Origin of the sequence: Gordonia sp. NPDC003585 (assembly GCF_040610755.1) — a bacterium.
In the GTDB taxonomy this organism is placed as follows: Bacteria; Actinomycetota; Actinomycetes; order Mycobacteriales; family Mycobacteriaceae; genus Gordonia.
This window is the reverse complement of sequence record NZ_JBEXMX010000005.1, coordinates 52,694-75,980: the sequence shown is the minus strand read 5'-3', so window position 1 is coordinate 75,980 and position 23,287 is coordinate 52,694. Positions and strand designations below refer to the sequence as shown.

Annotated in this window: 21 protein-coding genes; 8 read left to right on the top strand and 13 right to left on the bottom strand. The window is 67.3% G+C overall.

Translation table 11 applies throughout. The features are described 5' to 3' along the window. Positions 1 to 39 precede the first annotated feature (39 nt). Positions 40 to 1,272 carry a cytochrome P450 gene (locus ABZW74_RS02360; protein ID WP_355273502.1) on the top strand — a complete coding sequence of 411 codons (1,233 nt, stop codon included), beginning with the start codon at positions 40 to 42 and terminating at the stop codon, positions 1,270 to 1,272. Then, on the top strand, positions 1,269 to 1,823 hold the full coding sequence (locus ABZW74_RS02355) for a TetR/AcrR family transcriptional regulator (protein ID WP_355273499.1): 555 nt from the start codon (positions 1,269 to 1,271) through the stop codon (positions 1,821 to 1,823). The genes ABZW74_RS02360 and ABZW74_RS02355 overlap by 4 nt, the downstream gene beginning before the upstream one ends. Before the next feature lie 56 nt (positions 1,824 to 1,879). Here ABZW74_RS02355 and ABZW74_RS02350 read toward each other — a convergent pair whose 3' ends face one another. After that, positions 1,880 to 2,374 (bottom strand): DUF2599 domain-containing protein, encoded by a 495-nt coding sequence (locus ABZW74_RS02350; protein WP_355273496.1) that lies wholly within the window; start codon positions 2,372 to 2,374, stop codon positions 1,880 to 1,882. A 33-nt stretch (positions 2,375 to 2,407) separates the two neighbouring features. On the opposite strand from ABZW74_RS02350, the gene ABZW74_RS02345 reads away from it, so the two are divergent. After that, positions 2,408 to 3,541, top strand: coding sequence for a beta-mannosidase (locus ABZW74_RS02345; RefSeq protein ID WP_355273493.1), 1,134 nt, complete (start codon positions 2,408 to 2,410; stop codon positions 3,539 to 3,541). Positions 3,542 to 3,560: 19 nt separating this feature from the next. Here ABZW74_RS02345 and ABZW74_RS02340 read toward each other — a convergent pair whose 3' ends face one another. Genes ABZW74_RS02340 through ABZW74_RS02325 form a run of 4 tightly spaced genes read right to left on the bottom strand, consistent with a single transcriptional unit; the run spans position 3,561 to position 10,171 of the window. Next, the gene (locus ABZW74_RS02340; protein WP_355273491.1) at positions 3,561 to 5,237 is read right to left on the bottom strand and encodes a glycosyltransferase family 39 protein; all 1,677 of its coding nucleotides are present in this window, start codon (positions 5,235 to 5,237) and stop codon (positions 3,561 to 3,563) included. After that, complete coding sequence (locus tag ABZW74_RS02335) at positions 5,234 to 6,736, bottom strand: glycosyltransferase (RefSeq protein WP_355273488.1); 1,503 nt, start codon at positions 6,734 to 6,736, stop codon at positions 5,234 to 5,236. The genes ABZW74_RS02340 and ABZW74_RS02335 overlap by 4 nt, the downstream gene beginning before the upstream one ends. Then, the gene (locus ABZW74_RS02330; RefSeq protein ID WP_355273486.1) at positions 6,733 to 8,253 is read right to left on the bottom strand and encodes a hypothetical protein; all 1,521 of its coding nucleotides are present in this window, start codon (positions 8,251 to 8,253) and stop codon (positions 6,733 to 6,735) included. Before ABZW74_RS02330 ends, ABZW74_RS02335 begins: the two co-directional genes overlap by 4 nt. Before the next feature lie 25 nt (positions 8,254 to 8,278). Continuing rightward, entirely contained in the window at positions 8,279 to 10,171 is a 1,893-nt protein-coding gene (locus tag ABZW74_RS02325) for a hypothetical protein (protein WP_355273553.1), read from the bottom strand. A 293-nt stretch (positions 10,172 to 10,464) separates the two neighbouring features. Here ABZW74_RS02325 and ABZW74_RS02320 point away from each other — a divergent pair, with 293 nt between their 5' ends. Then, positions 10,465 to 11,265 carry an alpha/beta hydrolase gene (locus tag ABZW74_RS02320; protein ID WP_355273483.1) on the top strand — a complete coding sequence of 267 codons (801 nt, stop codon included), beginning with the start codon at positions 10,465 to 10,467 and terminating at the stop codon, positions 11,263 to 11,265. 6 nt (positions 11,266 to 11,271) lie between these two features. On the opposite strand, the gene ABZW74_RS02315 is transcribed toward ABZW74_RS02320, so the two are convergent. After that, positions 11,272 to 12,849 carry a carboxylesterase/lipase family protein gene (locus ABZW74_RS02315; protein WP_355273480.1) on the bottom strand — a complete coding sequence of 526 codons (1,578 nt, stop codon included), beginning with the start codon at positions 12,847 to 12,849 and terminating at the stop codon, positions 11,272 to 11,274. Between the two features lie 130 nt (positions 12,850 to 12,979). Here ABZW74_RS02315 and ABZW74_RS02310 point away from each other — a divergent pair, with 130 nt between their 5' ends. Further along, positions 12,980 to 13,741 carry a 5-oxoprolinase subunit PxpA gene (locus tag ABZW74_RS02310; RefSeq protein WP_355273477.1) on the top strand — a complete coding sequence of 254 codons (762 nt, stop codon included), beginning with the start codon at positions 12,980 to 12,982 and terminating at the stop codon, positions 13,739 to 13,741. Positions 13,742 to 13,747: 6 nt separating this feature from the next. Here ABZW74_RS02310 and rlmB read toward each other — a convergent pair whose 3' ends face one another. Genes rlmB through ABZW74_RS02285 form a run of 5 tightly spaced genes read right to left on the bottom strand, consistent with a single transcriptional unit; the run spans position 13,748 to position 17,758 of the window. Then, a complete protein-coding gene (gene rlmB / locus ABZW74_RS02305; RefSeq protein ID WP_240862773.1) occupies positions 13,748 to 14,707 on the bottom strand; it encodes a 23S rRNA (guanosine(2251)-2'-O)-methyltransferase RlmB in 960 nt (319 codons plus the stop codon). Next, positions 14,707 to 16,098: a cysteine--tRNA ligase gene (gene cysS, locus ABZW74_RS02300; protein ID WP_240862771.1), complete on the bottom strand. Its 1,392-nt coding sequence runs from the start codon at positions 16,096 to 16,098 to the stop codon at positions 14,707 to 14,709. Before cysS ends, rlmB begins: the two co-directional genes overlap by 1 nt. Before the next feature lie 22 nt (positions 16,099 to 16,120). Beyond that, positions 16,121 to 16,579: a 2-C-methyl-D-erythritol 2,4-cyclodiphosphate synthase gene (ispF, locus tag ABZW74_RS02295; protein WP_240862769.1), complete on the bottom strand. Its 459-nt coding sequence runs from the start codon at positions 16,577 to 16,579 to the stop codon at positions 16,121 to 16,123. Next, positions 16,576 to 17,265, bottom strand: a complete 690-nt coding sequence (gene ispD, locus ABZW74_RS02290; protein ID WP_240862767.1) for a 2-C-methyl-D-erythritol 4-phosphate cytidylyltransferase — start codon at positions 17,263 to 17,265, stop codon at positions 16,576 to 16,578. Before ispD ends, ispF begins: the two co-directional genes overlap by 4 nt. A gap of 4 nt (positions 17,266 to 17,269) precedes the next feature. Next, complete coding sequence (locus ABZW74_RS02285; RefSeq protein ID WP_240862766.1) at positions 17,270 to 17,758, bottom strand: CarD family transcriptional regulator; 489 nt, start codon at positions 17,756 to 17,758, stop codon at positions 17,270 to 17,272. A gap of 306 nt (positions 17,759 to 18,064) precedes the next feature. Between ABZW74_RS02285 and ABZW74_RS02280 the strand changes: the two genes are divergently transcribed. Beyond that, positions 18,065 to 18,829: a hypothetical protein gene (locus ABZW74_RS02280; RefSeq protein WP_355273472.1), complete on the top strand. Its 765-nt coding sequence runs from the start codon at positions 18,065 to 18,067 to the stop codon at positions 18,827 to 18,829. A 55-nt stretch (positions 18,830 to 18,884) separates the two neighbouring features. Beyond that, on the top strand, positions 18,885 to 20,264 hold the full coding sequence (gene radA, locus ABZW74_RS02275; protein ID WP_240862762.1) for a DNA repair protein RadA: 1,380 nt from the start codon (positions 18,885 to 18,887) through the stop codon (positions 20,262 to 20,264). 295 nt (positions 20,265 to 20,559) lie between these two features. Here the strand turns inward: radA and ABZW74_RS02270 are convergent, their stop codons facing one another. After that, positions 20,560 to 21,108: a PaaI family thioesterase gene (locus ABZW74_RS02270; RefSeq protein ID WP_355273468.1), complete on the bottom strand. Its 549-nt coding sequence runs from the start codon at positions 21,106 to 21,108 to the stop codon at positions 20,560 to 20,562. 222 nt (positions 21,109 to 21,330) lie between these two features. On the opposite strand from ABZW74_RS02270, the gene disA reads away from it, so the two are divergent. After that, positions 21,331 to 22,413, top strand: coding sequence for a DNA integrity scanning diadenylate cyclase DisA (gene disA / locus ABZW74_RS02265; RefSeq protein WP_240862046.1), 1,083 nt, complete (start codon positions 21,331 to 21,333; stop codon positions 22,411 to 22,413). A 37-nt stretch (positions 22,414 to 22,450) separates the two neighbouring features. Here the strand turns inward: disA and ABZW74_RS02260 are convergent, their stop codons facing one another. Next, positions 22,451 to 23,209, bottom strand: coding sequence for a hypothetical protein (locus ABZW74_RS02260; RefSeq protein WP_240862048.1), 759 nt, complete (start codon positions 23,207 to 23,209; stop codon positions 22,451 to 22,453). Positions 23,210 to 23,287 lie beyond the last annotated feature (78 nt).

The following is a 23,287-nucleotide window of genomic DNA, read 5'->3' as shown; positions in this document are numbered from 1 at the left end:
AAGATTGACACTTTTCGACAAGTGTCTCATATTGGCTACATGAGGACTCAGACGTCTCATCGGCCCGTGTTTGTGCTGCGGTCGGGCACGACCTGGGCCGACCCCTTCGAGCTGTACGCACAGCTCCGGTCGGAATCGCCGGTGCATCACGTCGACGATGGTGATTACTGGGTGCTCACGCGCCACGCCGACGTCATCGCGGCCGCGTCGGATCCGGCGACGTTCTCGTCGTCGGACGGCCTCACGGTGGCCTATGGCGAACTCGAGGCGATCGGGATGGCCGACAACCCACCGATGGTGATGACCGACCCGCCGGTGCACACACAGTTCCGTCGGCTGGTGTCGCGCGGATTCACCCCGCGCCAGGTCACGACGCTCGAACCGCAGGTCCGCGACTTCGTCCGCGAACGACTCGACCGGATCGACGGCTCGGGGTCGGCGCCTGCCGACATCGTCGGCGAACTCTTCAAACCGCTGCCCAGCATGGTGGTCGCGCACTACCTGGGCGTACCGGAGTCGGATCGATCGCAGTTCGACGGCTGGACCGACGCCATAGTCGGCGCCGCGACCGGCAACAAGGACACCGAGGACCAGGCAGGCGCCGCGACCATGGACATGCTCGGCTACTTCGCCGGGCTCATCGAGTACCGCCGCAAGCATCCGGCCGACGACACCGTCTCGCACCTGGCGGCCGCCGGCCTTGCCGACGACCCGCCCGGTCTCCTGTCGATCCTGGCCTTCACCTTCACGATGGTCGCCGGTGGCAACGACACCACCACCGGCATGCTCGGCGGCAGCGTCGACCTTCTGCATCGCAACCCCGATCAGCGCGCCCGGCTGATCGACGACGAGACACTGATCCCCGACGCGGTGAACGAGTTGCTGCGTCTCACCTCACCGGTCCAGAACCTCGCGCGCACGACGACCCGCGAGGTGACCTTGCCCGACGCGGATGTCGGGCGAACCGTCACCCTCCCGGCCGGGCGCAAGGTCCTGCTCTGCTACGCCGCGGCCAATCGCGATCCCGCCGCCTACGGCCCCGACGCCGAGGACCTCGACATCGACCGTCGACCCCGGAACATCCTGACCTTCAGCCATGGCAATCACCACTGCCTCGGCGCCGCTGCTGCCCGCATGCAGGCACGGATAGCGCTCACCGAGTTGCTCCGGCGGTATCCGAGTTTCGCTGTGGACTCCGACGGAATACGTTGGGCAGCAGGGAACTACGTTCGCCGACCCACCTTTGTGCCGTTCTACCCGGCGGGTCGATGAGTACCGGCTGGCTCACCGACGAGCGCGCCGAACTCGCTGCCGGGCGCATCCTCGACGTCGCCGAGGAGTTGTTCCTCGCGCGTGGCGTCTCGTCGGTCACCATGCGCCACCTCGCCTCGGCGGTGGGGTGCTCCCGAGCGACGCTGTACCGCTACTTCCCCGGCAAACAGGAACTGCACGCCGCCTACGTCGACCGCGCAGCAACGCGCGTGGCCGAGTCGATCACCGAGCAGATTCGGGAGATCGGCGGTCCGGCCGACCGTCTCACCGCCGCCATCACCACGGCGCTGACCGGGGTCCGCGCCGACCCCGCACTCCTGGCCTGGTTCACCCCCGACGCCGCCGGCACGTCGACCAGACTTGCCCTGCTGTCACCGGCCATCGAATCGATCGCCGGGTCGTTCCTGCAGGACCTGGGCGTTACCGATGCGGAGCGCGCCCTGCGCGCGCAGTGGCTCGTGCGTGTCATCGTGTCGCTGCTCACCGACCCGGACCCCGACAACGAGGAAGCACTGCTGCGACGTTTCGTGCTGCCTGTCGTCCTCACCTGATTCCGGTTGCCATCACGCTCGCTTTCCGAGCGCGATGGCAACCACTTGTGGAAACGTCAGTTCTCTTCGGCGAAGCCGGGATTGCATCGCGTGTCGATCATGGTCTGCTCGTCGACGACGGGCCGGCGCGGCTCGAGATTCCAGCTCGCCTTCTCCGGGTCGACGATGCGCGCGAAGCGCCAGTGGCAGTCGAATTGCGCCTGCATACCGGGGCTGTTCGCCGACGCGTCGAGGCGCACCACCTCCGACCACGCATCACCCATGGCGGATTCGTCGGTCGTGTACCTGCCGGACGTGGTCGGGTGCACCTGCAGACTCGGACCGACATCGGTCTGTACCCATTCGACGTGGTCGATGTAGGGCGGACGATAGGTGACGGTACTCGTCGGTGCCGGCGGGATCGAGGTGCTCAGCGGCGTCGACGACGTGCTTTGGAGGGCCGTCGACGACGGCGCCCTGTCACCATCATCCGATCCGCAGCCGATGGCACCGACAAGCAGGACCGCGGCCACTGCGGCCCCGCACCCGAACCGCGCGAAGGAAATCGCCATACCGTGCACAGTAGTGGCGCGTAGTCTTGCGCTGTGACGACGCGTCGCGGCCCCCTGCTCCGGGCATCGGTGTTGATCGGCGTTGCGGTGCTCAGCGCCGTGCTCATGACGGCATGCTCGTCGACCTCGAAGCGCACTGCCCCGGAGAGCACCAGCACGGGTCAGCGGCCCTCGCGGGTCGAGACCACCCCCACGGGCCTTCTGCTCGACGGAAAAGCGTGGTGGCCGACCGGTTTCAACGCCTACCAACTCGGCACCGACTGGGCGGTCAATCGCGGCTGCGGTGCGGCAGTCGACCTCGACAGTTATTTCGGCCGACTCCCGCAGCGGTCGCTCACCCGGTTCAACCTTTACGCCTCGTTCGCGGTCGACAAACGTACCGGCCTGCTCAACTTCGCGCCGCTCGACGCGGTGTTCACAGCGGCCGCGCGGCACGGCCAGATGGTGCTTCCGGTTCTGACGAGTGGCGAAGGCGCCTGTGAGGACGAGGTTTTCAAGGAGCATGCGTGGTACGTCTCCGGCTGGCGCACCACGCCCAGCGCAGGCAATTTGACGTACTCGAAGTGGCTTGAAACTGCCGTCAACCGGTGGCATGGCGAAAAGACCATCGCCGGTTGGGAACTCGTCGGCGAACCGGAACCCAGCGTGTGCGGCGCATCGTGCGACTGGCAGCAGCGCAGATGCCCCGCCAACGCGGCCCGCGTGCTGCGCCAGTTCTTCGACGACGCGGGCGCGCAGTTGCGGACGCTGGATCCGAATCGTCCGATCTTCTCCGGCCTCGTCGGCGGCGACCAGTGCGGTACCGCCGGCCGCGACTACGTGACCGTCGGCCGCTCCCCCGGCGTCGACGTCCTCGACTTCCACGACTACCTGTCCGCGGTCGACGAGTCGGGCCCGCACGGCAGCAACCTGCCCGCCCGCATCCGGCAATCGCGAGAGATCGGTAAACCCCTGGTGGTCAACGAAATCGGCATCAAGGCCGGATCCTGCCTGAAGCTCGACGCGCGGGCGGCACGGTTCCGGCAACTCATCACGAGCCAACGGTCCGACGGGACAGCGGCCGCCCTGCTCTGGGCATTCGTGCCCGACCCCCGAACGTCGGAGTGCACCTACGACATCGGGCCGATCGACCCGGCTTGGCAAGTGGTCGCCGACACGGTGAAGTGATGCGTCGCAGAAGGCGAGCTCATCGCGGGATCACTCGATAGATCCGCCAGTCAGGGAGATTCGCGCCATCGTTGCGGGCTTCGAGAACGAGCACCGATATCTGAGAACCGTTGTCGTACAGGGTCGGGTACCGGATGTTGAGGGCGTCGGCGCTTCCCCGGCCCTCGTTGGGCACCGACAGGAGATACTGGACACCATGCGCGGCCGGGTCGTTGAGGATGGTGGTGAAATCCTGATCCGACGGGATCACAAACTGTTTGGGCCGGGTGGACGCCACCACCACCGCGAATCCGTACACGGTGTCGCACAGCACGCTGCCCTCTGGGAGGTCGAGGCTGTCCAGGTACTGCGCCAGCGCCCGTTCGGTGGAGAAGGAGCGCAGGACCCGTTGGGCGTCAAGGTGTTTGCGCTCGGTGGAGTCGGGCCGCGGCGCCACCACCGCGGTCAGGGCGAACTCCTGCGGCGCATACTTGGGCGAGGTCATTCCCCACGCGGTGACCGGGATGGCCACCAGCATGGTCACCACGGCCGCGATTCCCATGATGGTCACCGGCCGTCGCCGGGACTCGACCACCGGCATCGCCGCGTACACACCGGGCCGGCGGACCGGAGCCGTCCGACGGGCCGGCACCGCGAGCAGGGCCACGATCGCCGCGAGCGCGATCACCGTGATGTAGAACCGCAGGAAACCGAAGGTGGAACCGCGACTGTAACTGAGGATCTGGAAGGCGAGCACCGCACCGATCAGCAACACCGTCGGGAGCAAGGGGTAGAGACGGCGCCGCGTCGCCCGGGTGACGACAACCGCGACGAGCAACAGCGGGAACAGCGGCGCCAGGATCGCCAGCTCCGTCATCGAGAACCGCAGGGCCGCTTCGGCGGTGTCCGAGCCGCTTCCCCCGGACTGCTCGATGATGCTCGCGTTGCCGTACTCGGAGCTGAACTGTGCGAAGGCGTTTCCGGTGATGAGCCAACTCGTCAGTGCCCAGCCGACGAAGGCCACCGCACTGGGCAGCACCACCAACCCGACATCGAGAATGGTGCGGTACCACCGCGTCGAGGGCGGTGTCCCGACCTTCTCGGCCCGCCGGAACGACACCAACCCGACCAGCAGCGCGGCGGCCATCGTGGCGGCGCCACCGTCGTATCTGGTCAGATACCCGAATCCCAATGCCATTGCGGCGACAACGAGTTCGTGCACGTCGTCGGTGTCGACCCAGCGGACCAGGCGTCGCGATGCCCACGCGAGGAAGAACAGATAGGGAGCCTCGCTCATCCCGTTGGCGCCGTAGAAGACGATCATCGGGTTGATGGCGTAGCAGACGGTGATGAGACCGCCCATCCACCCGGGCAATCCGCGGTCGCGGGCCACACCGGAGATCTGGACCACCGATCCCGCCATGAACGCGGCCGACATCACCGCCGCCGAGATCGCCTCCGTGGTGAGCTCCGGCCACCATGGCGTGAGCGCGGTCAACGGCAACTGCACGATCGCGGTCAGCGGGGTGAAGATGAAACCGATCGCGGCCAGGTGTGGGTCTCGGCTGAACAGCACACTCTGTGCAGACTGCACCCGTGACAGCGAATCACCCACGTACACATGCAGGCCCGAGGCCAGATACACCCCGACAGCGAGATACAACACGAATGTCGCAGCGAAGATGGCCAGTCCCGGACCACGCGAGGCGCGCCTCATTTGGACGTGCCTTTATTGGACTCTGACAAACCGTGAAATGTCTTTTCCCAGTACGACGGATTGACCAGGATCTGCCACACGCCCTTGATCGCGGCCACACTCATCAGGACCCAATACGCCGGGACCAGCAGGGCCGACACCACCAGATCACTGCGACCGTTCTCGCGGATCGCGATGAGATTCATGTAGATCACCGCGCCGTTGCCGAAGATCAGCGACAGCAACGACAAGTAGTAGATCGGGCCCGGGAACAACTCGGCGACCACCGGTGGCTGCCCCGCGATCCACAACAGCATGATCAGCCAGAACAGCATGTTGACGCACGCGATCAGCGGAGTTCCCGCAATCAGCAGCGTGAACCGCAACCACGCCATCGCGCCGAGTATTCGCCACAGCCGAACCGGATGGCGCATGTGCACCAGCCAAGTCTGCAGATACCCCTTGTACCACCGCGAGCGCTGCCTGACCCAGTTGATCGCATCGACGTTGGCTTCCTCCAGCGTCACCGAATCCAGCACGGCGGTGCGGTAGCCCGAGTCGGCGATCCGGACGCCGAGGTCGGCATCCTCGGTGACGTTGAACGGGTCCCACGCGCCGATCTGGTCGAGCACGTCACGCTTGAAGTGATTCGACGTGCCGCCCAACGGGATCGGCGCCCGGCTCACCATCATCCCGGGCAGCAGGAAGCCGAACCAGATGCCGTAGTCGGCGGTGAACCATTCGGTGAGGATGTTGTCGCGCGAGTTGTGGAAGCTGAGCTTGCCCTGCACACACACCACGGAGTCGTCGCCGATGGTGGTGAAAACGTATACGGCCCTGCGTAATTGGAGCGGGTCGGGCTTGTCCTCCGCGTCGAAGATGGTGACGATGTCGCCGGTCGCGAAGTGCAGTCCGTAGTTGCACGCCTTGGGCTTGGTGCGTGGCTGCGCCGGCGGTGTGAGCACAACGGTGACCAGGCCACCCGCCTCGACCGCCCGCGCCGCGTCGATCGTCGGTTGGTCATCTTCCTCCAGGAGCAACAACACCTGCAGCTTGTCGCGCGGATACTCGATGGACTCGACCGCCGCGATCAGATCGCCGACCACCTCGGGCTCACCGTAGGCGGGCACGAGAACGGTATAGGGCGGTAGGTCGTCGTCGGCCAGCGACCGGGCCTGCTCGTCGGTCACGCCGATCGCGCCGTTGACCAGACCACGACGAAAGATCACCAACCGATCGAGGATGGTGACGACGTACACGATGGTCGCAATCGACACGAAGGTCGCGAGCGCGGGGACCGTGAAGAACACCAGCGCCACCACGGACACCGTGGCCAGAACAGCGCCGATCACCTTCTGTATTCGGTTGAACGGCACCGACGCCGACCGATCGACGTCGGCCTCGCGGAGCCGGCCGACCGCGTCTTCCAAGGCCGCCGCACGATAGTCGGGGTCGGCGAGCAGCTCCGCCACATCCCGCTGGGGTCGAGTGACGCGGGCCAGGTCGCCACGTGGGGTCATGTCGCACTCCGTGCGGCGGCATCGGCCTGCGCGGTCACCAGAGCGGTAGCGAGCGACACCAGCAGATCACGGTCCTTGGTGGGCTGGTCGACCGCCTGGATCACGGCGTTGCCGCGGAACATCACCGTGAACATCGTGTTGAGGTTGGCCGCAACGGTCATCTCCGGCGCCGGGAATCGGGCGTCGGGCTCGTGATTGTCCACCGACCACAGCATCATCTGCTGGGTGCGGTCGCCGTTGTTCCACCACCAGGACAGCACGGTGTAGGTCAGGTAGCGGACGTCGTCGACGACGGTCCAGATCCACGACCGCACACCCTCGGGGAGCTTCACCTCCACCGCCGGACTGAAGCGGTCACCGACGAGGTCGTAGCGAAAGATGTAGGGGTACACCTCGAGTGCCAGTGGACGTTCGGTGTCCACGCTGTCGACCATCACCCGCCGCGGCCGGCCCTGTTTGTCGTAGGCGACGTCGCCGCGCGACTGCACCACGGCCTGCCTTATCAGAACCGACTCGGGTCCGTAAAGTCGTGTGACCCAGTCATATCGTGCGATGGACTCTTGACGCCAACCGGGCGGCATCACCTGCGGCTGCCCGATCGGCATACCCGCGATGTACGCGGACGGCCACGTCCCTACCGGCGGAACCGGGATGAACGCCAGACACGCCGCCGCCAGCACCACGACCACGCCGGGCCGGCCCACCTGCTTGAGCGTCGGCGGCAACACATCCCGCCCGAGCGGCGACCACGGATGCCCGCCGCGATGGCGGTAGTCGATGTACATGACGGTCGACGTGGCCAGTGCGGCCGCCAACGCCGGGATGGTGACCATCGAGATGCGCGAGCCGCCGACCGCGGCCGCGCCGACGAGCGTCACGAGGCCGACGGCCATCGTCATCGCGGCCCCGGCCGCAGCACGCCGCCACGTACGGCCCACCGCGATCGCTGTCGCACCGGCGGCGTAGAGGACCGTGACGGCGCCCTCGGCAAACGACGAGCCACCCAGCGTCAGAACGATGACCCGGGTCGGGATCGGCCAGATGGCCAGAAAGATCAACCACACCCACCGATACCGTGCGACCGGACGCAGACCGAACATCATGATCGCCGCCCCGAGCACAAAGACCCACAGGGCCAGCAGATCCATGTGGGCAGTGAGGTAGGCCTGCGAATAACGCGGAGTCACAAGGTATTTGATGACGATCGCCTGCGACAGCACGATGAGCCCGACAATCACGTCGGTCTGGCGGTCGTAGATCGGCGGCTCGAGATGACGCCGCCAGGACACACCGATGGCAGCTATGGCGCACAGGAGAAGGAGAATCGGCACATAGCCGATGAGTGTCTGCGCGTACATCTCCTCGACGATCGCCACGATCGTGTTCCAGAACGCAATCCCGGTCAGCGCCAGCAACACTGACCACCGGATCACGACGGTCCAGCCCGGATGTGCACTCGTCCACTCCGCAATCGTCGGGCGGCGATGCGACGCAAGGGACTGTTCGGTGACGGTCATCGCGACCCCGTCGCCCCTGCTCCCGTCACCCCTGTCTCCCTCGCCGTCTCCGACCCACGACGATGATCGCCGCGACCGCTCCCGCAGCGCACAGGGCACCCACGGCCACCGCCGCGGCCGCCGTCTTCGACAGCCCGGAATCCGACGACTCCGACGGCGGCACGGCGTCGTCGACGGTGACGAACACCGGCTCACGGTCGGCGACCTGCAACACCGCGTCGCCGGACATCGCCGCCCAGCGGTCCGGATCGTCGCCGAGCCACGCCAGGATCGCGTCGAGGTCGGCCGTGTCGTCGGTGGAGGTTGCGACGAGGACGGTGCGGTCGTCGTCGCGCGCCACCTGCAATGTTCCGTACCGGGTGGCCGGCGTCAGCGTGACCTGCGACGTCTGCCCCGCCGTGTTGGTCACGGTGATGGTGCTGCCGTCGGAGGTGACCGGGAGGTCCAGATCCGGCAGGCCCTGCCCGTCGGCGGCGATCAGGATCGCCGGTGACTGCGCACCCGTGGCGTCGGAGATCGACACCACGTCGACGCCGAGCGGGATCGCCGACATGCGCTGCATCCCGGTCATGATCGCCACCGCGCGTGCCACGTCGCCGACGTCGCCCTTGGTCCAGGCGAGCTGGGTTCGCGGCATCAACGACTGTGGGAGCGACTGGAATCCGGCCGGGACCGGCGGATCCGCGGCGTCGGAGGTCACCTCGCCCGACGAGTCGAGGCTCAGCGAACCACGAGTGCCGTTTCCGCACGCCTCGGGCACCCCGGACCGCGTGTAGGCGACGACGACCTGGGTGAAGCGGCTGAGCACGTCGTCGGGGATGTCGACCCAGCGGTTGTAGGCGCCCGACGAGTCGGCGGCCCAGGAGTCGATCACGCGGTTGCCGACCCGAACCGAGAGCTGACCGGCAGAGTCGCCGCCGTAACTGTAGGAGCCGACCAGTTGGACCCGCACGTTGTGCGACGGTCGGCCGAGCCGGGTCTGGTCGATCCCGAAGGAGACGGTCGGCCATGCGCTCGACGTCACCAACTGATCACCGACACCGAGGTCGGCCAGGGTCTGCACCTGCGGCGCCAACTGCGGCGCATTGCGCAGCGGCCCGGCCACCGCGGACGAGCTCATCGCGATCGACGAGAGGTCGGAGCCGAGGAACTGCACTTGCGCGAGGAGATTCTGCGCCGGCCCGCCGATCTGCAACGGCCAGCCGGGCCCGTCGCGCAGGCTGAGCCCGGCCGGGGCCGACGTGCTGATCACCACTTGACGTTCGAGTGGTCCGACGGGGGTGGCCGGGACCAGGTTGTTCCGCGGCAACGAGCGCGTCTCGACGGCCACCGGTGCCGAGCCGTAATTGGCGACCACCGCGGTCGCAAGGTTCACCGCGGCAGCACCTTCCGCCTGCTGCACGTCATCGGGCACATAGATCGTCAGCTTGCGCAAGACGGGCGGCAGGAAGTCGGCAACCTCGGTCGGGCGTCGTTCCCGACCGGTGTAGGTCAGCGTCGAGTTGACGATGCGGAAGGCGTTGGCGGGGTCGAACTGGCAGAAACCGTCGGCCCGCAGATAGGAGCGCAACACGATGTCGGCGGCATGGCGGTCGACCCGGACACCCCGCAACGACAGGGTGATCGGCGCATTCGGGGTCGACGGGATCGGATTGCGGGAGAGCAGCCGGTCGCCCTGCATCACGTCGACGCTGCCACCGGTGACGAAGGCGGGCAGCTGCGCGGTGCCGCGGATCTCGCTGGGCGTCAAGTTCTCCGGCACCGGCAGCGACAGACTGACCGCCCCCTGCTGCCCCACGAACGTGATGGTCGACGACGACCCGACGTCGCGCAGACTCATCGGCGGTGGCGGATCACCGGGTGCCGCACCTGCTCGAGGAGACAGTTGCGGCGCAATCAACGGCGAACCGATAAGCATGCCGACCAGCAGGATCACGAACACACGGGCAAGGTGCGCTGTCGGCCACCGCTGCATCAGACCACCCTTCGGATAGGCCCCCGGTAGTGCGCATTCATATCCCCGACCTCCAAAGTTAGTGGAGCAAACGGCCCCGCACGCGGCTATTGGGTCGGCGATTCCGCTTCCGAGACGCCGTTGCGGATTCGAGTCACAACTGTTTCCCCTTGCCGAGACAATGTCTGACACGATGGCGCTTGCGCGATCGATCGTTTACGGCCCCAGAAGCAAGACAAGGTAGGACGAGAACACAGATGTCCCAGGTGCATGTCGGGGATCGAATCGACGGCGGCGAGTACGTCTCGGTCGGCGGCCAGGTGATCTGGCATTTCCACGACGGCGACCGTAACGGGGCCCCGACCGTCCTGCTGCACGGGGCCTTCGCAGCGGCGTCGACCTGGGGCGCACAGATCGCGGGGCTACTCGCCGACGGCATGCAGGTCTACGTGCCCGAACGCAGCGGTCACGGCCACAGCCCAGACACTGCCGGCCTGTATTCCTTTGCGGCTCTGGTCGATCAGACCATCGAGTATCTCGACGGGGTGGTCGGGGCGCCGGCGCATCTCGTCGGCTGGGCCGACGGTGCGGTCGTGGCTCTGCTCGTCGCCCGCGAACGACCCGACCTCGTCAACCGCATGGTCCTCTTCGGAAACTATGTCGACGGCCGGGGACGCGACGACGACGAGTTCCTCGAACGGGTGCGCAGCCGACGACCCGACATCGTCGAGTTCTTGCGGACCGACTACGACACCATGTCGCCCGACGGCCCGTCGCACTTCCCGGTCGTGTTCGACAAACTGGTGCAGTGGCTCGGCGACGAACCCGACTTCGATGTCGAACGCTTCTCCGAGGTCACCGCTCCCACGCTGGTGATTGCCGCCGACCGCGGCGTCGTGAGCCTCGAACACAGCCTGAAACTCGCCCGGACGCTACCGAACGGTCGGCTCGCGATTCTGCCGGGCACACACATCCTGCCCGTCGAGGCACCTGAGCTGTTCAACCCGCTCGTGTCGTCGTTCCTGACCGCCGACCCGCCTGCCGTGTGGCGGCCCTGACCCGAATCAGCTCACTCGCTCACTCTGGTCGGGCACGGCCGGGTTGTGCGCCTTCGACCACGCGTCCCGACGCTGGGCGTCGGGGTCGGTGACCACGCGGTCGGGATCGTTGATCACGAGCACCTTGCGATCGTCGGTGCGGTAGGCCGGCCAGCCCACGCCGGGATCGCCGGTCCGGGCGAAGCTGACCCATCGCGACTGCACGTCGTCGATCACCCGGCCGGTCGACTTCCAGGAGCCCACCGCGAGTCCTGCGCCCATGGGCGCTCGGTAGGCGCCGAACACGGCGAACAGTTCGGTGGCATGAGTCGCGCCGAAGCCCGTCGTCCGCAGCACGGCCGGCTCGAAGTCGTAGCGGTACACGTAGGTCGGGGCGACGGCACTGTGACCGTCGGCGAACGCGGTCATCGGAGCCCAGAAGATGGCGTCGCCGGCCAGCCGGAGCAGATCACGGTCGCCACCCTGGTAGAGCGCTGCGAGGTCGCGACGGGTTTCGTCGTCGGTGATCCGCATCAGTGCCTTCTCGGAATCCGGCATGACGTTCCACAGCTTGGCGAAGAGCTGGCCCTCTTCACGATTGGTACCGATGATGAGCGGGACCGGGAGAGTCGTGCCCGCGCGTGCTGCGGCCAGCGGTGAACGCGGAAAATACTCACCGTCGACGACAGGACAGAACGGGATGGGGTCGGGCGCACCGGTCTGCACGGTGAACTTCATCAGTCGGTCGCCCGCGCGCAGGAGTTCGGCCGGGTTGGCCCGCGACAGCAGCCGCTGCGCTTCCTCGGGGTCGATGGGCGCTTCGGTGCGCTCGACTCCGGCGCTCCGGTGCTGCGGGTCGCGCAGGAGGCGCAGGTACTCGTCGGCGTAGATCCGCGCCTCGTTCTGTTCCACGGCCAGCTCGGCGGCGGGGCTCTGGGCGATCGCATGCGAGAACAGCCCGGCGGCTGCCGGCGTGGACAGAAGCGAGAGCACCGACGACCCGCCTGCGCTCTCACCGAAGACGGTGACCTGGGCCGGGTCGCCACCGAAGGCCGCGATGTTGTCGCGCACCCACTCCAGGGCGGCCACCTGATCGCGGAGCCCGCAGTTGACGTCGAACGGCCGGTCGTCGGTGGCGTAGGCCCCGAAGTCGAGCAGGCCGAACGGACCGAATCGGTACTGGACGGTCACGACGATCACGTCGCGCGACCGGGCCAGGAACGAACCGTCGTAGAGCGGGGTGGCCGCGGTTCCGAGGATGAAGGCGCCGCCATGGATGAACACCATCACCGGTCGCGGCGTCGACGACGACTCCTCCGGCGAGAACACGTTGAGCGACAGGCAGTCCTCACCCATCGGCGCGAACTTGCCGGGAGCGACCGCGGTGAACCGCTTCTCCTGGATCGCGGCCTTGCCGAGTTGCGTGCAATCCCGCACCCCCGGCCACGCCGGTGCCGGCTCCGGTGCGCGGAACCGCTTCGCGCCGACCGGCGGCGCGGCAAACGGAATCCCTCGCCAGCTGATGGTTCCGCGCCGTGTGCGCTTGCCCCGCGCACCGGCAACGATGCCGTTGGTCGTTGTCACCTTGCTATCGAGCAATGTCATAAGACACACGGTAGACCAAACGTCCCATTGCGTGGTCCACCCCGTGTGCCCCCTCCCTCGTTGACCGTGCGTCCCAAATCGTTGACTGGGCGTCCCAAACCGTTGACCGGGCGCAAACTAGACTGTTCCCATGAGTCGCCGACCGGGATCCGTCTCGAGCATCGACCTCAACGCCGACCTCGGCGAAGGTGTCGGCGACGACGCGGCGATGGTCGAGATCGTCACCAGCGCCAACGTCGCATGCGGATTCCATGCCGGCAATCCCAGCGACATCCTCGCGACCTGTCGTGCGGCGGCAGCGGCGGGTGTTCGGATCGGCGCCCAGGTGTCCTACCCCGACCGCGCCGGATTCGGACGACGCTTCCTCGACATCGACGCCGGCGACCTCATCGCCGACCTCATCTATCAGATCGGAGCCCTCGAGGCGATCGCGCGTTCCGTGGGTGCGAAGGTGTCATACGTGAAGCCGCACGGCGCGCTGTACAACACGATCGTCCACCACGAGCAGCAGGCGCAGGCCGTGGTCACCGCGATCGCCGCCGCCGGTCCCGGACTCGCGGTGATGGGTTTGCCAGGTGCGGAAGTGATCGGCCGTGCCGAACGGGCCGGGTTGCCGGTCATCCTGGAGGCCTTCGCCGACCGCGCCTACCGCCCCGACGGGACCCTCGTTCCGCGTTCCGAGCCGGGCGCAGTGCTCTCCGACAGCGCCGAGATTGCCAAACGAGTGGTCGAGTTGACGCTCGACGGTCGGCTCACCGCGATCGACGGGAGTTCGATATCCGTTGCAGCGCAATCAATCTGCTTACACGGCGACACCCCCGGGTCCGTCGTGCACGCTCGCGCCGTGCGGGCCGCGCTGGCCGACGCGGACATCGCGATCAGCGCTTCCTGACCGGCGTCAGGCCTGACGTCGTTGGCGTGCGAACTCGGCGAGCACGACGCCGGCGGCGACGGACGCGTTGAGGCTTTCGACGTCGCCGGCCATCGGGATCGACAGGATCGAATCGCAACTCTCGCGGACCAGCCGCGACAGCCCCTTGCCTTCGGAACCCACCACGATGACCGTCGGACCGGTGCCGTCGTAGTCGTCCAGGGTGACGTCGCCGTCGGCGTCGAGCCCCACCAGCTGCGCGCCCGAAGCGGCCCAATCCTTAAGCGTGCGAGTCAGATTCGTCGCCTGGGCGACGGGAAGTCGTGCTGCCGCACCGGCGCTGGTGCGCCAGGCCACCGCGGTGACGCTGGCACTTCGACGGGCCGGGATGAGCACCCCCTGACCACCGAAGGCGGCGACCGACCGGATCACCGCACCGAGATTGCGCGGGTCGGTGATGTTGTCGAGCGCAACCAACAGCGCCGGGGCACCGCTCGATTGCGCCTGCGCCATCAGATCGTCGGGATGGGCATATTGATACTCGGGCACCTGCAGAGCGACGCCCTGGTGTAATCCGTTGGCCGACAACCGATCCAGTTCCGGCTTGCCGACCTCCAGGATCGATATGCCCGCGTCGGCGGCCATCTTGACCGACTCCGCGACCCGATCATCGGGCTCGGAATTTGTTGCCACATAGAGCGCTGTCGCGGGCACCCCGGCACGCAGACACTCCAGCACGGGGTTTCGGCCTAGCACGTACTCGGGGCCGCCCTCGTCCTTGCGCCGCGCCCCCCCACCGCGCCCGGCGGGCGTCTTCGTGGCGGCCTTGGCGCGTTTGTGCGCCGGATGGTACGGACGGTCGACGGCTTTCGGGGTGGCACCCCGACCCTCGAGTCCGCGACGACGCTGCCCACCCGAGCCCACCGTCTGGCCCTTCTTCGAGCCCGACTTGCGAACTGCGCCTTTACGTTTGGAATTACCCGCCATCAGCCTTCACCCTTGAGAGCCCATTGCGCCCCGTCCGGGGTGTCGGTCACCTCGACACCCGCCTCGGCGAGGCGGTCGCGAACGGCGTCCGCCGTCGACCAGTCCTTGGCGGCCCGCGCATCGGCACGGCGCTGGAGTTCGGCACGGACGAGGACGTCGAGCGCCGCGGTGGCGGCCGAATCGTCGCCATCCGACGCCCACAGCGGATCGAGCGGGTCCACCCCGAGGATTCCCGTCATCGCCCGCACCGACGACGCGGCCGCCAATGCGGTTGCGCCATCCCCGGATTCGAGTGCGGTGTTACCTTGCCGAACCGCGTTGTGCACCACGGCAAGTGCGGCCGGCACACCGAGATCGTCGTCGAGGGCCGCCGCGAACTCGGGTTCGATCTCGCCGATCGTCACCTCGCCGACCCGGGCGGCCACCCGCTCCACGAACGACTCGATACGACGGTAACCGGCAGCCGCCTCGGTGAGCGCGCCGTCGGAGTACTCCAGCATCGACCGGTAGTGGGCGCTGCCGAGGTAGTAGCGCAGTTCGACAGCCCGCACCCGTTCGAGCATGGCCGGGATCGACACAACGTTGCCCAGCGACTTGCTCATCTTCTCGCCGCCCATGGTGACCCAACCGTTGTGCATCCAGAACCGCGCGAACGGATCACCCGCGCCATGCGCCTGCGCGAGCTCGTTCTCGTGGTGCGGGAAGATGAGATCCATTCCGCCGCAATGGATGTCGAACTCGGGTCCGAGAAGTCCGGTGGCCATCGCGGAGCATTCCAGGTGCCAGCCCGGCCGGCCGCGGCCCCATGGCGTCGGCCACGACGGCTCGCCGGGCTTCTCGGCCTTCCACAGCGTGAAGTCGCGGGGGTCCCGCTTGCCGGTGCCCGCGCTCTCGCCCTGATGCACGTCGTCGAGCTTGTGCCCGGACAGCGAACCGTAATCGGGCAGGCTCAGTACGTCGAAGTAGACGTTGCCGTCGGCCGCGTACGCATGCCCGCGTTCGATGAGCCGTTCCATGTACTCGACCATCTGTGTCACGAACCCGGTGGCCCGCGGTTCACCCGAGGGCGGCAGTACGCCAAGTGCGTCGTAGGCCTGCGTGAACGCACGCTCGTGCGTCGTCGCCCATTCCCACCAAGGCCGGCCCGCGTCGGCGGCCTTGCGCAGGATCTTGTCCTCGATGTCGGTGACGTTCCGGACGAAGAGCACGTCGAGCCCGGAATACTCGAGCCACCGTCGGAGCACGTCGAAAGCGATACCGCTGCGCACATGCCCGATGTGGGGAACGCCCTGCACCGTCGCGCCACACAGGTACACCGACGCCTGGCCGGGGTGCAGCGGCACGAAGTCGCGCACCTCTCGCGTGGCGGTGTCAAACAGGCGCAGGGTCACGACGTGCGATCTTACAGGTCGTTCACTCGACCAGCGCCGTTGCCACCGCGGCCACACCCTCACCCCGACCGGTCATGCCCAGACCGTCTGTGGTGGTCGCCGACACCGATACCGGCGCCCCCAGCGCCTCCGACAGCACCCGCTGGGCTTCGTCTCGACGCGGCCCGATCTTGGGCCGATTGCCGATCACCTGCACCGCGCCATTGACGACGCGCAACCCGGCCTCGGTGACCAGGTGACGCACGTGTTGGAGCATGGCGACACCCGACACCCCCGCCCATTCCGGGCGACCGGTACCGAATACCGAACCCACGTCGCCGAGACCGGCCGCCGAGAGCACAGCGTCGCACAGCGCGTGCGCGCCGACGTCACCGTCGGAATGCCCCTCGCAGCCGGGCGTGTCGGGGAAGTGCAGACCGACCATCCAGCAGTCGGCGTCTTCGTCGACGCGGTGTGCGTCCGACCCGATCCCGACCCTCACAAGCGTCCTCCCTCGGCGATGATGTCCCGCGCGATGCGCAGATCCCAGCCAGTGGTGATCTTCATGGCGAGCGGGTCCCCGGGGACCACGTGCACGTCGATCCCGCACCGCTCGGCCAGTCCGGCGTCGTCGGTGGCCAGGCCGGAGTCGTCGGCATGCGCACGCACCAGCGCGTCACGGGTGAACCCCTGTGGTGTCTGGATCGCACGCAGAAGCTCACGGTCGACGGTGTGGGCGACGCGTTCGACGCCCGGCTCGGTTGGCGGCGAGACGTCGATCTGCTTGAGCGTGTCGGCCACCGGAAGCCCGGGCACGACGGCGGGATGACCGGCGAGCACCGCCGCCACGACACGGTTGAACACCGCGGGTGGGGTGAGCGGACGAGCCGCGTCGTGCACCAGGACGATGTCGGAGTCGACGGCGGCGAGTCCCGCCCGGACCGAGTCCGACCGGTGCGCGCCACCCGCGACGACGATCGCCTCGGGCACCAGATCGCGCGCCTCGTCGACCAACTCCGACGGGACCACCACGACGATCCGCTCGGCCACATCGGCAGCCACGACCCCAGACACACACGTCTCCAAGATCGACGCACCGCCGAGGTCGACGAACGCCTTGGGGACCGGCTCACCGAGCCGCGTCCCCGATCCGGCCGCCGGGACGATCACACCAACGTTGATCGGCAACGCGTCAGGATGCGGCGGCGAGAACCTCGTCGAGAATGCTGGTCGCCTTCTCGTCGTCGGTGTTCTGTGCCAGCGACAACTCGTCGACGAGCACCCGGCGGGCGCGCGTCAGCATGCGCTTCTCACCCGCGGACAGGCCGCGGTCCTGCTCGCGACGCCACAGGTCGCGAACGATCTCGGCGACCTTGATGATGTCGCCCGAGATCAGCTTCTCCTGGTTCGCCTTGAATCGGCGTGCCCAGTTGGTGGGTTCTTCGGTGTGCGGAGCGCGGAGCACCTGGAAAACCTCGTCGAGACCCTCTGCGCCGACGACGTCGCGAACACCGACGTATTCGAGCTTGGTGGAGGGAATCTGAACGGTCATGTCACCGTCGGCAACCTTGAGAACAAGGTATTCGATCTGCTCACCCTTGATGGTCCGGGTCACGATGTCTTCGACCCGGGCAGCACCGTGATGGGGGTAAACGACGGTGTCGCCAACTTTGAAATTCAATGTTCCTTGCCCCTTTCGAGTATCGCCAGTCTAGCACGGGCGTTCGAGGGGCAGTAGACAACGGTGCAGGTCAACGCCCTGAACGCATGGTGTCCACGGCGTTTTGCGAGGTAGTGAGCCTGTCCTTAGCAGGCCGTGACCCACAACGCAACACCCACCATTTCGCGGTGTGGACGACAGCTTTGCGGAGTGCTTTCCCGGGACCAAAACGGCACCCCGGCGGACTTTTCCGACCCGCGCCCACTACGCTGCGTAGTGCAGGGTTCGCAACCCGCGCAGTTGGCTTCGTTGACCTGGGAGGAACGGGTGTCAGTGCTTCCACAATCCGCACGTCGGTCGGTACGTACGCGGACTCGCCTCGCGGCAGCGATCGCAGCGCTCGGCGCCGCCGTCGCCCTCGGTGTCACCGGGTGTGGCGCGGGCCAGACCTCGCAGACCGCCAATCAACTTCCGGCCGTCAACGGCGCCAATGCGAATCACCTGTCGCTGACGCTGCGCAACGTCCAGATCATCTACCCCAACGACAAGGCCGACGAGGTCTTCGCCGCGGGTGGGCCGTTCGAGCTGTCCTTCGTCATCAGCAGCAACAATCCGACCGAGTACTACCGGCTCAAGGAGATCAAGGCTCCGCAGGGCGGCACCGTCACGCTGTCGCCCGCCGCCGGGCCGCAGCTCGAGATCACGCCCGAGATCGCTCTGCGCGCCGGCAGTCCCGTGGGACTGACCGAGGACGTCGCCGAACGTGCGACCAAGGAGAGCCGGATCAAGGCGACGCTCAATGGCGCCGGTAAGTCGGTCGCGGCCGGCCTGACCACCAATCTCACTTTCGTCTTCGAGATCAAGAACGCCGACGGCGCCTGGGTTGATGCCGGCAGCAAGGAAGTCCTCACACCGGTCGACACCGACCCCGGGTACGCGCGTAAGGGTGCGGCGTACTCCGCCGAGGTCCCTGCCGAAGAACACAACGTCCACGGCGACGAGCATGCCGCCGAGGGTGAGCACCACGAGGGCGGCCATGAGACCGGTTCCCCCAGCAGCACCGAGGGCGCTCACCCCGAGGGCGGTCACTGACCTTCCCGGCCGTGGCGTCGGCCGACTGTCGGTCCGATTGCCTACCCTGACACCTGTGGCCAAGCCGAAGAACACCTACCGCTGCAGCGCGTGCGGGCATCAAGTCGCCAAATGGGTTGGCCGGTGCCCGGATTGCGGCGAATGGGGTTCCGTCGACGAAGTGACGGCACTGCCGTCGAGCACCTCGACCACCGCTGCCGTCGCACCAAGCAGTCCCGCCCGTCGCATCACGGAGATCGATTCCGCATCGTCGGCCGCGGTGGCCACCGGCATCGGCGAGTTCGACCGCGTACTCGGGCGCGGCGTGGTTCCCGGATCGGTGATCCTCCTCGCCGGCGAGCCGGGCGTCGGCAAGTCGACGCTGCTGCTCGAAGCCGTCAAACACTGGGCCCGGCAAGGTCGTACGGCGCTCTACATCACCGGCGAGGAGTCGGCCGGGCAGGTGCGTATGCGGGCCGAACGCACGGGCGCTGTACACGAAAACGTCTATCTCGCGGCCGAATCCGATCTCGCGACCATTCTCGGCCACGTCGACGCGGTCCGACCGTCGCTGATGATCGTCGACTCGGTACAGACGGTCGTGGCCACCGGCGCCGACGGCGTCACCGGCGGAGTAACCCAGATCCGTTCCGTCACAACGGCTCTGGTGTCGCTGGCGAAGAACCGCGGAATCGCCGTCATCCTCGTCGGGCACGTCACCAAGGACGGCGCGGTCGCCGGACCTCGCTCACTCGAGCATCTCGTCGACGTCGTGCTGAGCTTCGAAGGCGACCGGCATTCGACGCTGCGCATGGTGCGCGGTATCAAGAATCGGTTCGGTGCGGCCGACGAGGTGGGCTGTTTCGAGCAGCGCGACGATGGCATCCACCAGGTCACCGATCCGTCCGGAATCTTCTTGCACCAACGTGATTCGACGGTGAGTGGCACCGCCACGCTGGTCACCATGGACGGCAAGCGACCCCTGGTCGGCGAAGTACAGTCGCTGGCCAACGGATCTCAGATGGCCACGCCGCGGCGTGCGGTGTCGGGGCTCGACTCGGCCCGGGTCGCGATGGTGCTGGCCGTGCTGCAGAGCCGCGCCAAGATCGAGGCCATCGCCAAGAACGAGATCTACGTCGCCACCGTCGGCGGGATGCGGGTGACCGAACCGGCCGGCGATCTCGCCATCGCGCTGGCCGTCAGTTCCGCCATGGACGGCAAGCCGATTCCCAACACGACGGTCGCCATCGGCGAGGTCGGCCTGGCCGGCGAGGTGCGCCGGGTGTCCGCGGTCGGGCGCCGGATCGCCGAGGCGAAGCGGCTCGGTTTCACCCACGCGATCATTCCGGTCGGCACCGACGAGAAGTTGCCGAGCGGCATCCGCATCTCCAAGGTCGGCAACCTTCAACAAGCGCAGGACGCCGCGAAGCGCAAAGTCGTCGACGCGCCGTTCTGAGCGAAACGTACTGCCTTCGGCCTCCTGAACTGCGGAAATATGTACCTGGGAGCCGAGTCAGATGCACAGTGCACGTGGTCGGGCTGTGGCGTACAGATAGCCGACGGTGGCGGCGGGGGGTGGGCCGGCGCCCACAAAAAGTCGGGGAAGAAACTTCGTCCCCTAACCTTGGAGTCCTCCCCCAGAAAATTCTCGCGGACGACTATGAAACCCGCGGAAGAAACCCTTCCCCTAGATTTTGCGGGCAGGACGCTGGCTCATTTCCGCAGGTCAACGAGGGCGGCGGAACCGACAACTACGGCCGCGACATCCGATCCTTCAGCTCGTCGTCCATCTGGCTCTTGTGGACGTGATCGGCGAAGTGTTCGCGGGCGTTGATGGCCACGAACATCGCCTTCCCGTACGCGACGGGACGGTCGGGGTCGCCGAGGTGCGCGATGCCCTCGGCGTACACCTTGCGGCGCTGACGGCCGAGCAGTGTTGCCTCGACGGTCAGCGTCGACCCCACCGGGATCGGTGCGCGGAAGTTCACCTCGAGGTGCGCGGTCACCGTCGCCGGATCCACCAGCATCGGCACCTTCACCATCACCTCGTCGAAGGCGCTGCTCACCAGTCCGCCGTGCATGATGCCGGGACCGCCTTCCATCCACGGCTCGACCTGCATCGACGCCGACGCCGTGAACCCCTCGCCCGCACGCACGTCGAGGTGCAGTCCACGCGGCGAATCCGGTCCGCAGCCGAAGCACGCGGGGTTGTGGCGGCCGATCGATTCGCCCGGCGAAACGGCCTTCGGGTGGCGCTCGAGGGGTTCCAGGTCGGCAGGCACCACGAATGGAGTGTTCACGTCCCGATATCCTAGGGCGTGTCTTCCAATGCCACTGCGGGGGATTGGTGGAGTCGATTGTGCCCTGGCAAGGCGGAGGAGAGAGCAATAGCGGAGCTATTGTGATTCGACGACAACGCAGCCAGGGTGCAATCGAGCCGCCAAGACCCGCAAAGGGCATTGGGAGACACGCCCTAGTGCGTAAGACACGGCGGTTCGCCGACGAGTAGACAGGGACGACGCATGCCGGAGTTCGCCAAATCCGAGCTGGCCCGGGAGACACTGGCCCGGGTGGCGCCGGGCACCGGCCTGCGCGACGGCCTCGAACGCATCCTGCGTGGCGGTACCGGCGCGCTGATCGTGCTCGGCCACGATTCCGACGTCGAGAAGATCTGCGACGGCGGATTCCACCTCGACGTGGAGTTCGCCCCCACCCGGCTGCGCGAGCTCGCGAAAATGGATGGCGCCGTTGTGCTCTCGACCGACGGCAAGCGCATCGTCCGGGCCAACGTGCAGCTGGTCCCCGACCCGTCGATCCCGACCGAGGAGTCCGGAACGCGGCATCGGGCGGCCGAGCGCACCGCGATCCAGACCGGGCATCCGGTGATCTCGGTGAGCGCGTCGATGTCGATCGTGTCGGTGTACGTCGACGGCGCTCGACGCGTGGTGGAGAGCCCGGACCCCATCCTGTCCCGCGCGAATGTCGCACTGGCCACCCTCGAGCGGTACAAGACCCGCCTCGACGAGGTGATCTCGGCGTTGTCGCGCGCGGAGATCGAAGACTACGTGCTGCTGCGCGACGCCATGTCGACCGCCCAGCGCATGGAGATGGTGCGTCGGGTGTCGGTGGAGATCGACGAGTACGTCCTCGAACTGGGCGTCAACGGGCGGCAGGTAAGCCTGCAGCTCGAGGAACTGATCTCCGACAACGACACCATGCGCGAACTGCTGGTCCGCGACTATTACGCGAGCCCCGAGCCGGCGACCACCGAGGAGGTGCGACAGTCCCTGGAGATCGTGGAGAACCTCAGCGACACCGATCTGCTGGACCTCACGCTGCTGGCGGGCGCGTTCGGCTATCCGACCACGATCGACGCGCAGGACACCGCGATGAGCCCGCGCGGCTACCGGATGCTCGCGCGCATCTCGCGACTGCAGTTCGCCCACATCGACCGTCTGGTCCGGAGCTTCGGCACCCTGCAGACGCTACTGGCATCGAGTGCGGCCGACCTGCAGGCGGTGGAAGGCATCGGCAGCATCTGGGCCCGCCACATCCGCGAGGGACTGTCGCGTCTGGCCGAGACCAGCATCGAACGCTACGACTAGATCAGGCGCCGGGAGCGTAGCGAGCGGGCCGGATGAATCAGGGCTGCTGCGCCGGCGCGACCACGTTGAAGGTCTGCGGGAAGGACTCCCGTTCACCGATCTTGCCGACCGCCTTGTACGCGCCGACCGGGATCTGCACCCGGGGCTTGTCACATCCGGGGTTGCTGGTGGTGCCCGACCACACGATGGTGTCGCGGACCTGCTGGCCCGGCTGAAGCAGCTGGTTGTTCACCGTCTGCAGCGGCGAGCAATCGCGAGCGGTCCAGAGCGTGCGCGTGCCGTCGAGTGTCCGGACGACGACGTTCTGCGATGCCTTGCCGACGTCTCGCGTGCATGCCGCCACACCGGCGTTGGTGGTCACCAGCGTGAACACCGGACGCTGCCCGACGGTGTAGGTGGGCTTGTCCATCAGCAGCACCACCGAGATGCTCTCGTCGGGGCACAGGCCACCGACGGGCGCCGGTCCTGCCGGACCGGTGGTGGGCACCGCGGCGGTCGACGAGCCAGGTGTCGGCGGTGTTGTCGTCGTGCCCGCGGGATTCCCGCCGTTCGGAGCCGGGCCGCCCGGCCCACCGGGGTTCTGCGAACTGGGTTCCGAGGGAACGACCGGCGGTGTGGTGGCGGCCGCAGACGACAGCGGCGCGTTTGCGGCGGTGTTCTTCGCCGCGTCGTTGCCGGACGTCATCCAGACGATGAGACCGACCACCACGGCGAGCACCACGAGACCACCACCGGCAGCGACGACACGTCGGCGCCAGTAGATCTCCGGTGGCAGTGGGCCCTGGGGTTCGATCACGAAAACAACGCTAACGGCCGATTCGGACGTTTCGGCCGATCAAGGTCGGCGTGTCGCTCACAGAAAGCGTCACCGATG

Excerpts from the sequence above, each read along its gene's own strand:
- ABZW74_RS02360 (WP_355273502.1), top strand. The coding sequence starts at position 40 with ATGAGGACTCAGACGTCTCATCGGCCCGTGTTTGTGCTGCGGTCGGGC.
- ABZW74_RS02355 (WP_355273499.1), top strand. The coding sequence starts at position 1,269 with ATGAGTACCGGCTGGCTCACCGACGAGCGCGCCGAACTCGCTGCCGGG.
- ABZW74_RS02350 (WP_355273496.1), bottom strand. The coding sequence starts at position 2,374 with ATGGCGATTTCCTTCGCGCGGTTCGGGTGCGGGGCCGCAGTGGCCGCG.
- ABZW74_RS02340 (WP_355273491.1), bottom strand. The coding sequence starts at position 5,237 with ATGAGGCGCGCCTCGCGTGGTCCGGGACTGGCCATCTTCGCTGCGACA.
- ABZW74_RS02335 (WP_355273488.1), bottom strand. The coding sequence starts at position 6,736 with ATGACCCCACGTGGCGACCTGGCCCGCGTCACTCGACCCCAGCGGGAT.
- ABZW74_RS02330 (WP_355273486.1), bottom strand. The coding sequence starts at position 8,253 with ATGACCGTCACCGAACAGTCCCTTGCGTCGCATCGCCGCCCGACGATT.
- ABZW74_RS02325 (WP_355273553.1), bottom strand. The coding sequence starts at position 10,171 with ATGCTTATCGGTTCGCCGTTGATTGCGCCGCAACTGTCTCCTCGAGCA.
- ABZW74_RS02320 (WP_355273483.1), top strand. The coding sequence starts at position 10,465 with ATGTCCCAGGTGCATGTCGGGGATCGAATCGACGGCGGCGAGTACGTC.
- ABZW74_RS02315 (WP_355273480.1), bottom strand. The coding sequence starts at position 12,849 with ATGACATTGCTCGATAGCAAGGTGACAACGACCAACGGCATCGTTGCC.
- ABZW74_RS02310 (WP_355273477.1), top strand. The coding sequence starts at position 12,980 with ATGAGTCGCCGACCGGGATCCGTCTCGAGCATCGACCTCAACGCCGAC.
- rlmB (WP_240862773.1), bottom strand. The coding sequence starts at position 14,707 with ATGGCGGGTAATTCCAAACGTAAAGGCGCAGTTCGCAAGTCGGGCTCG.
- disA (WP_240862046.1), top strand. The coding sequence starts at position 21,331 with ATGCCGGAGTTCGCCAAATCCGAGCTGGCCCGGGAGACACTGGCCCGG.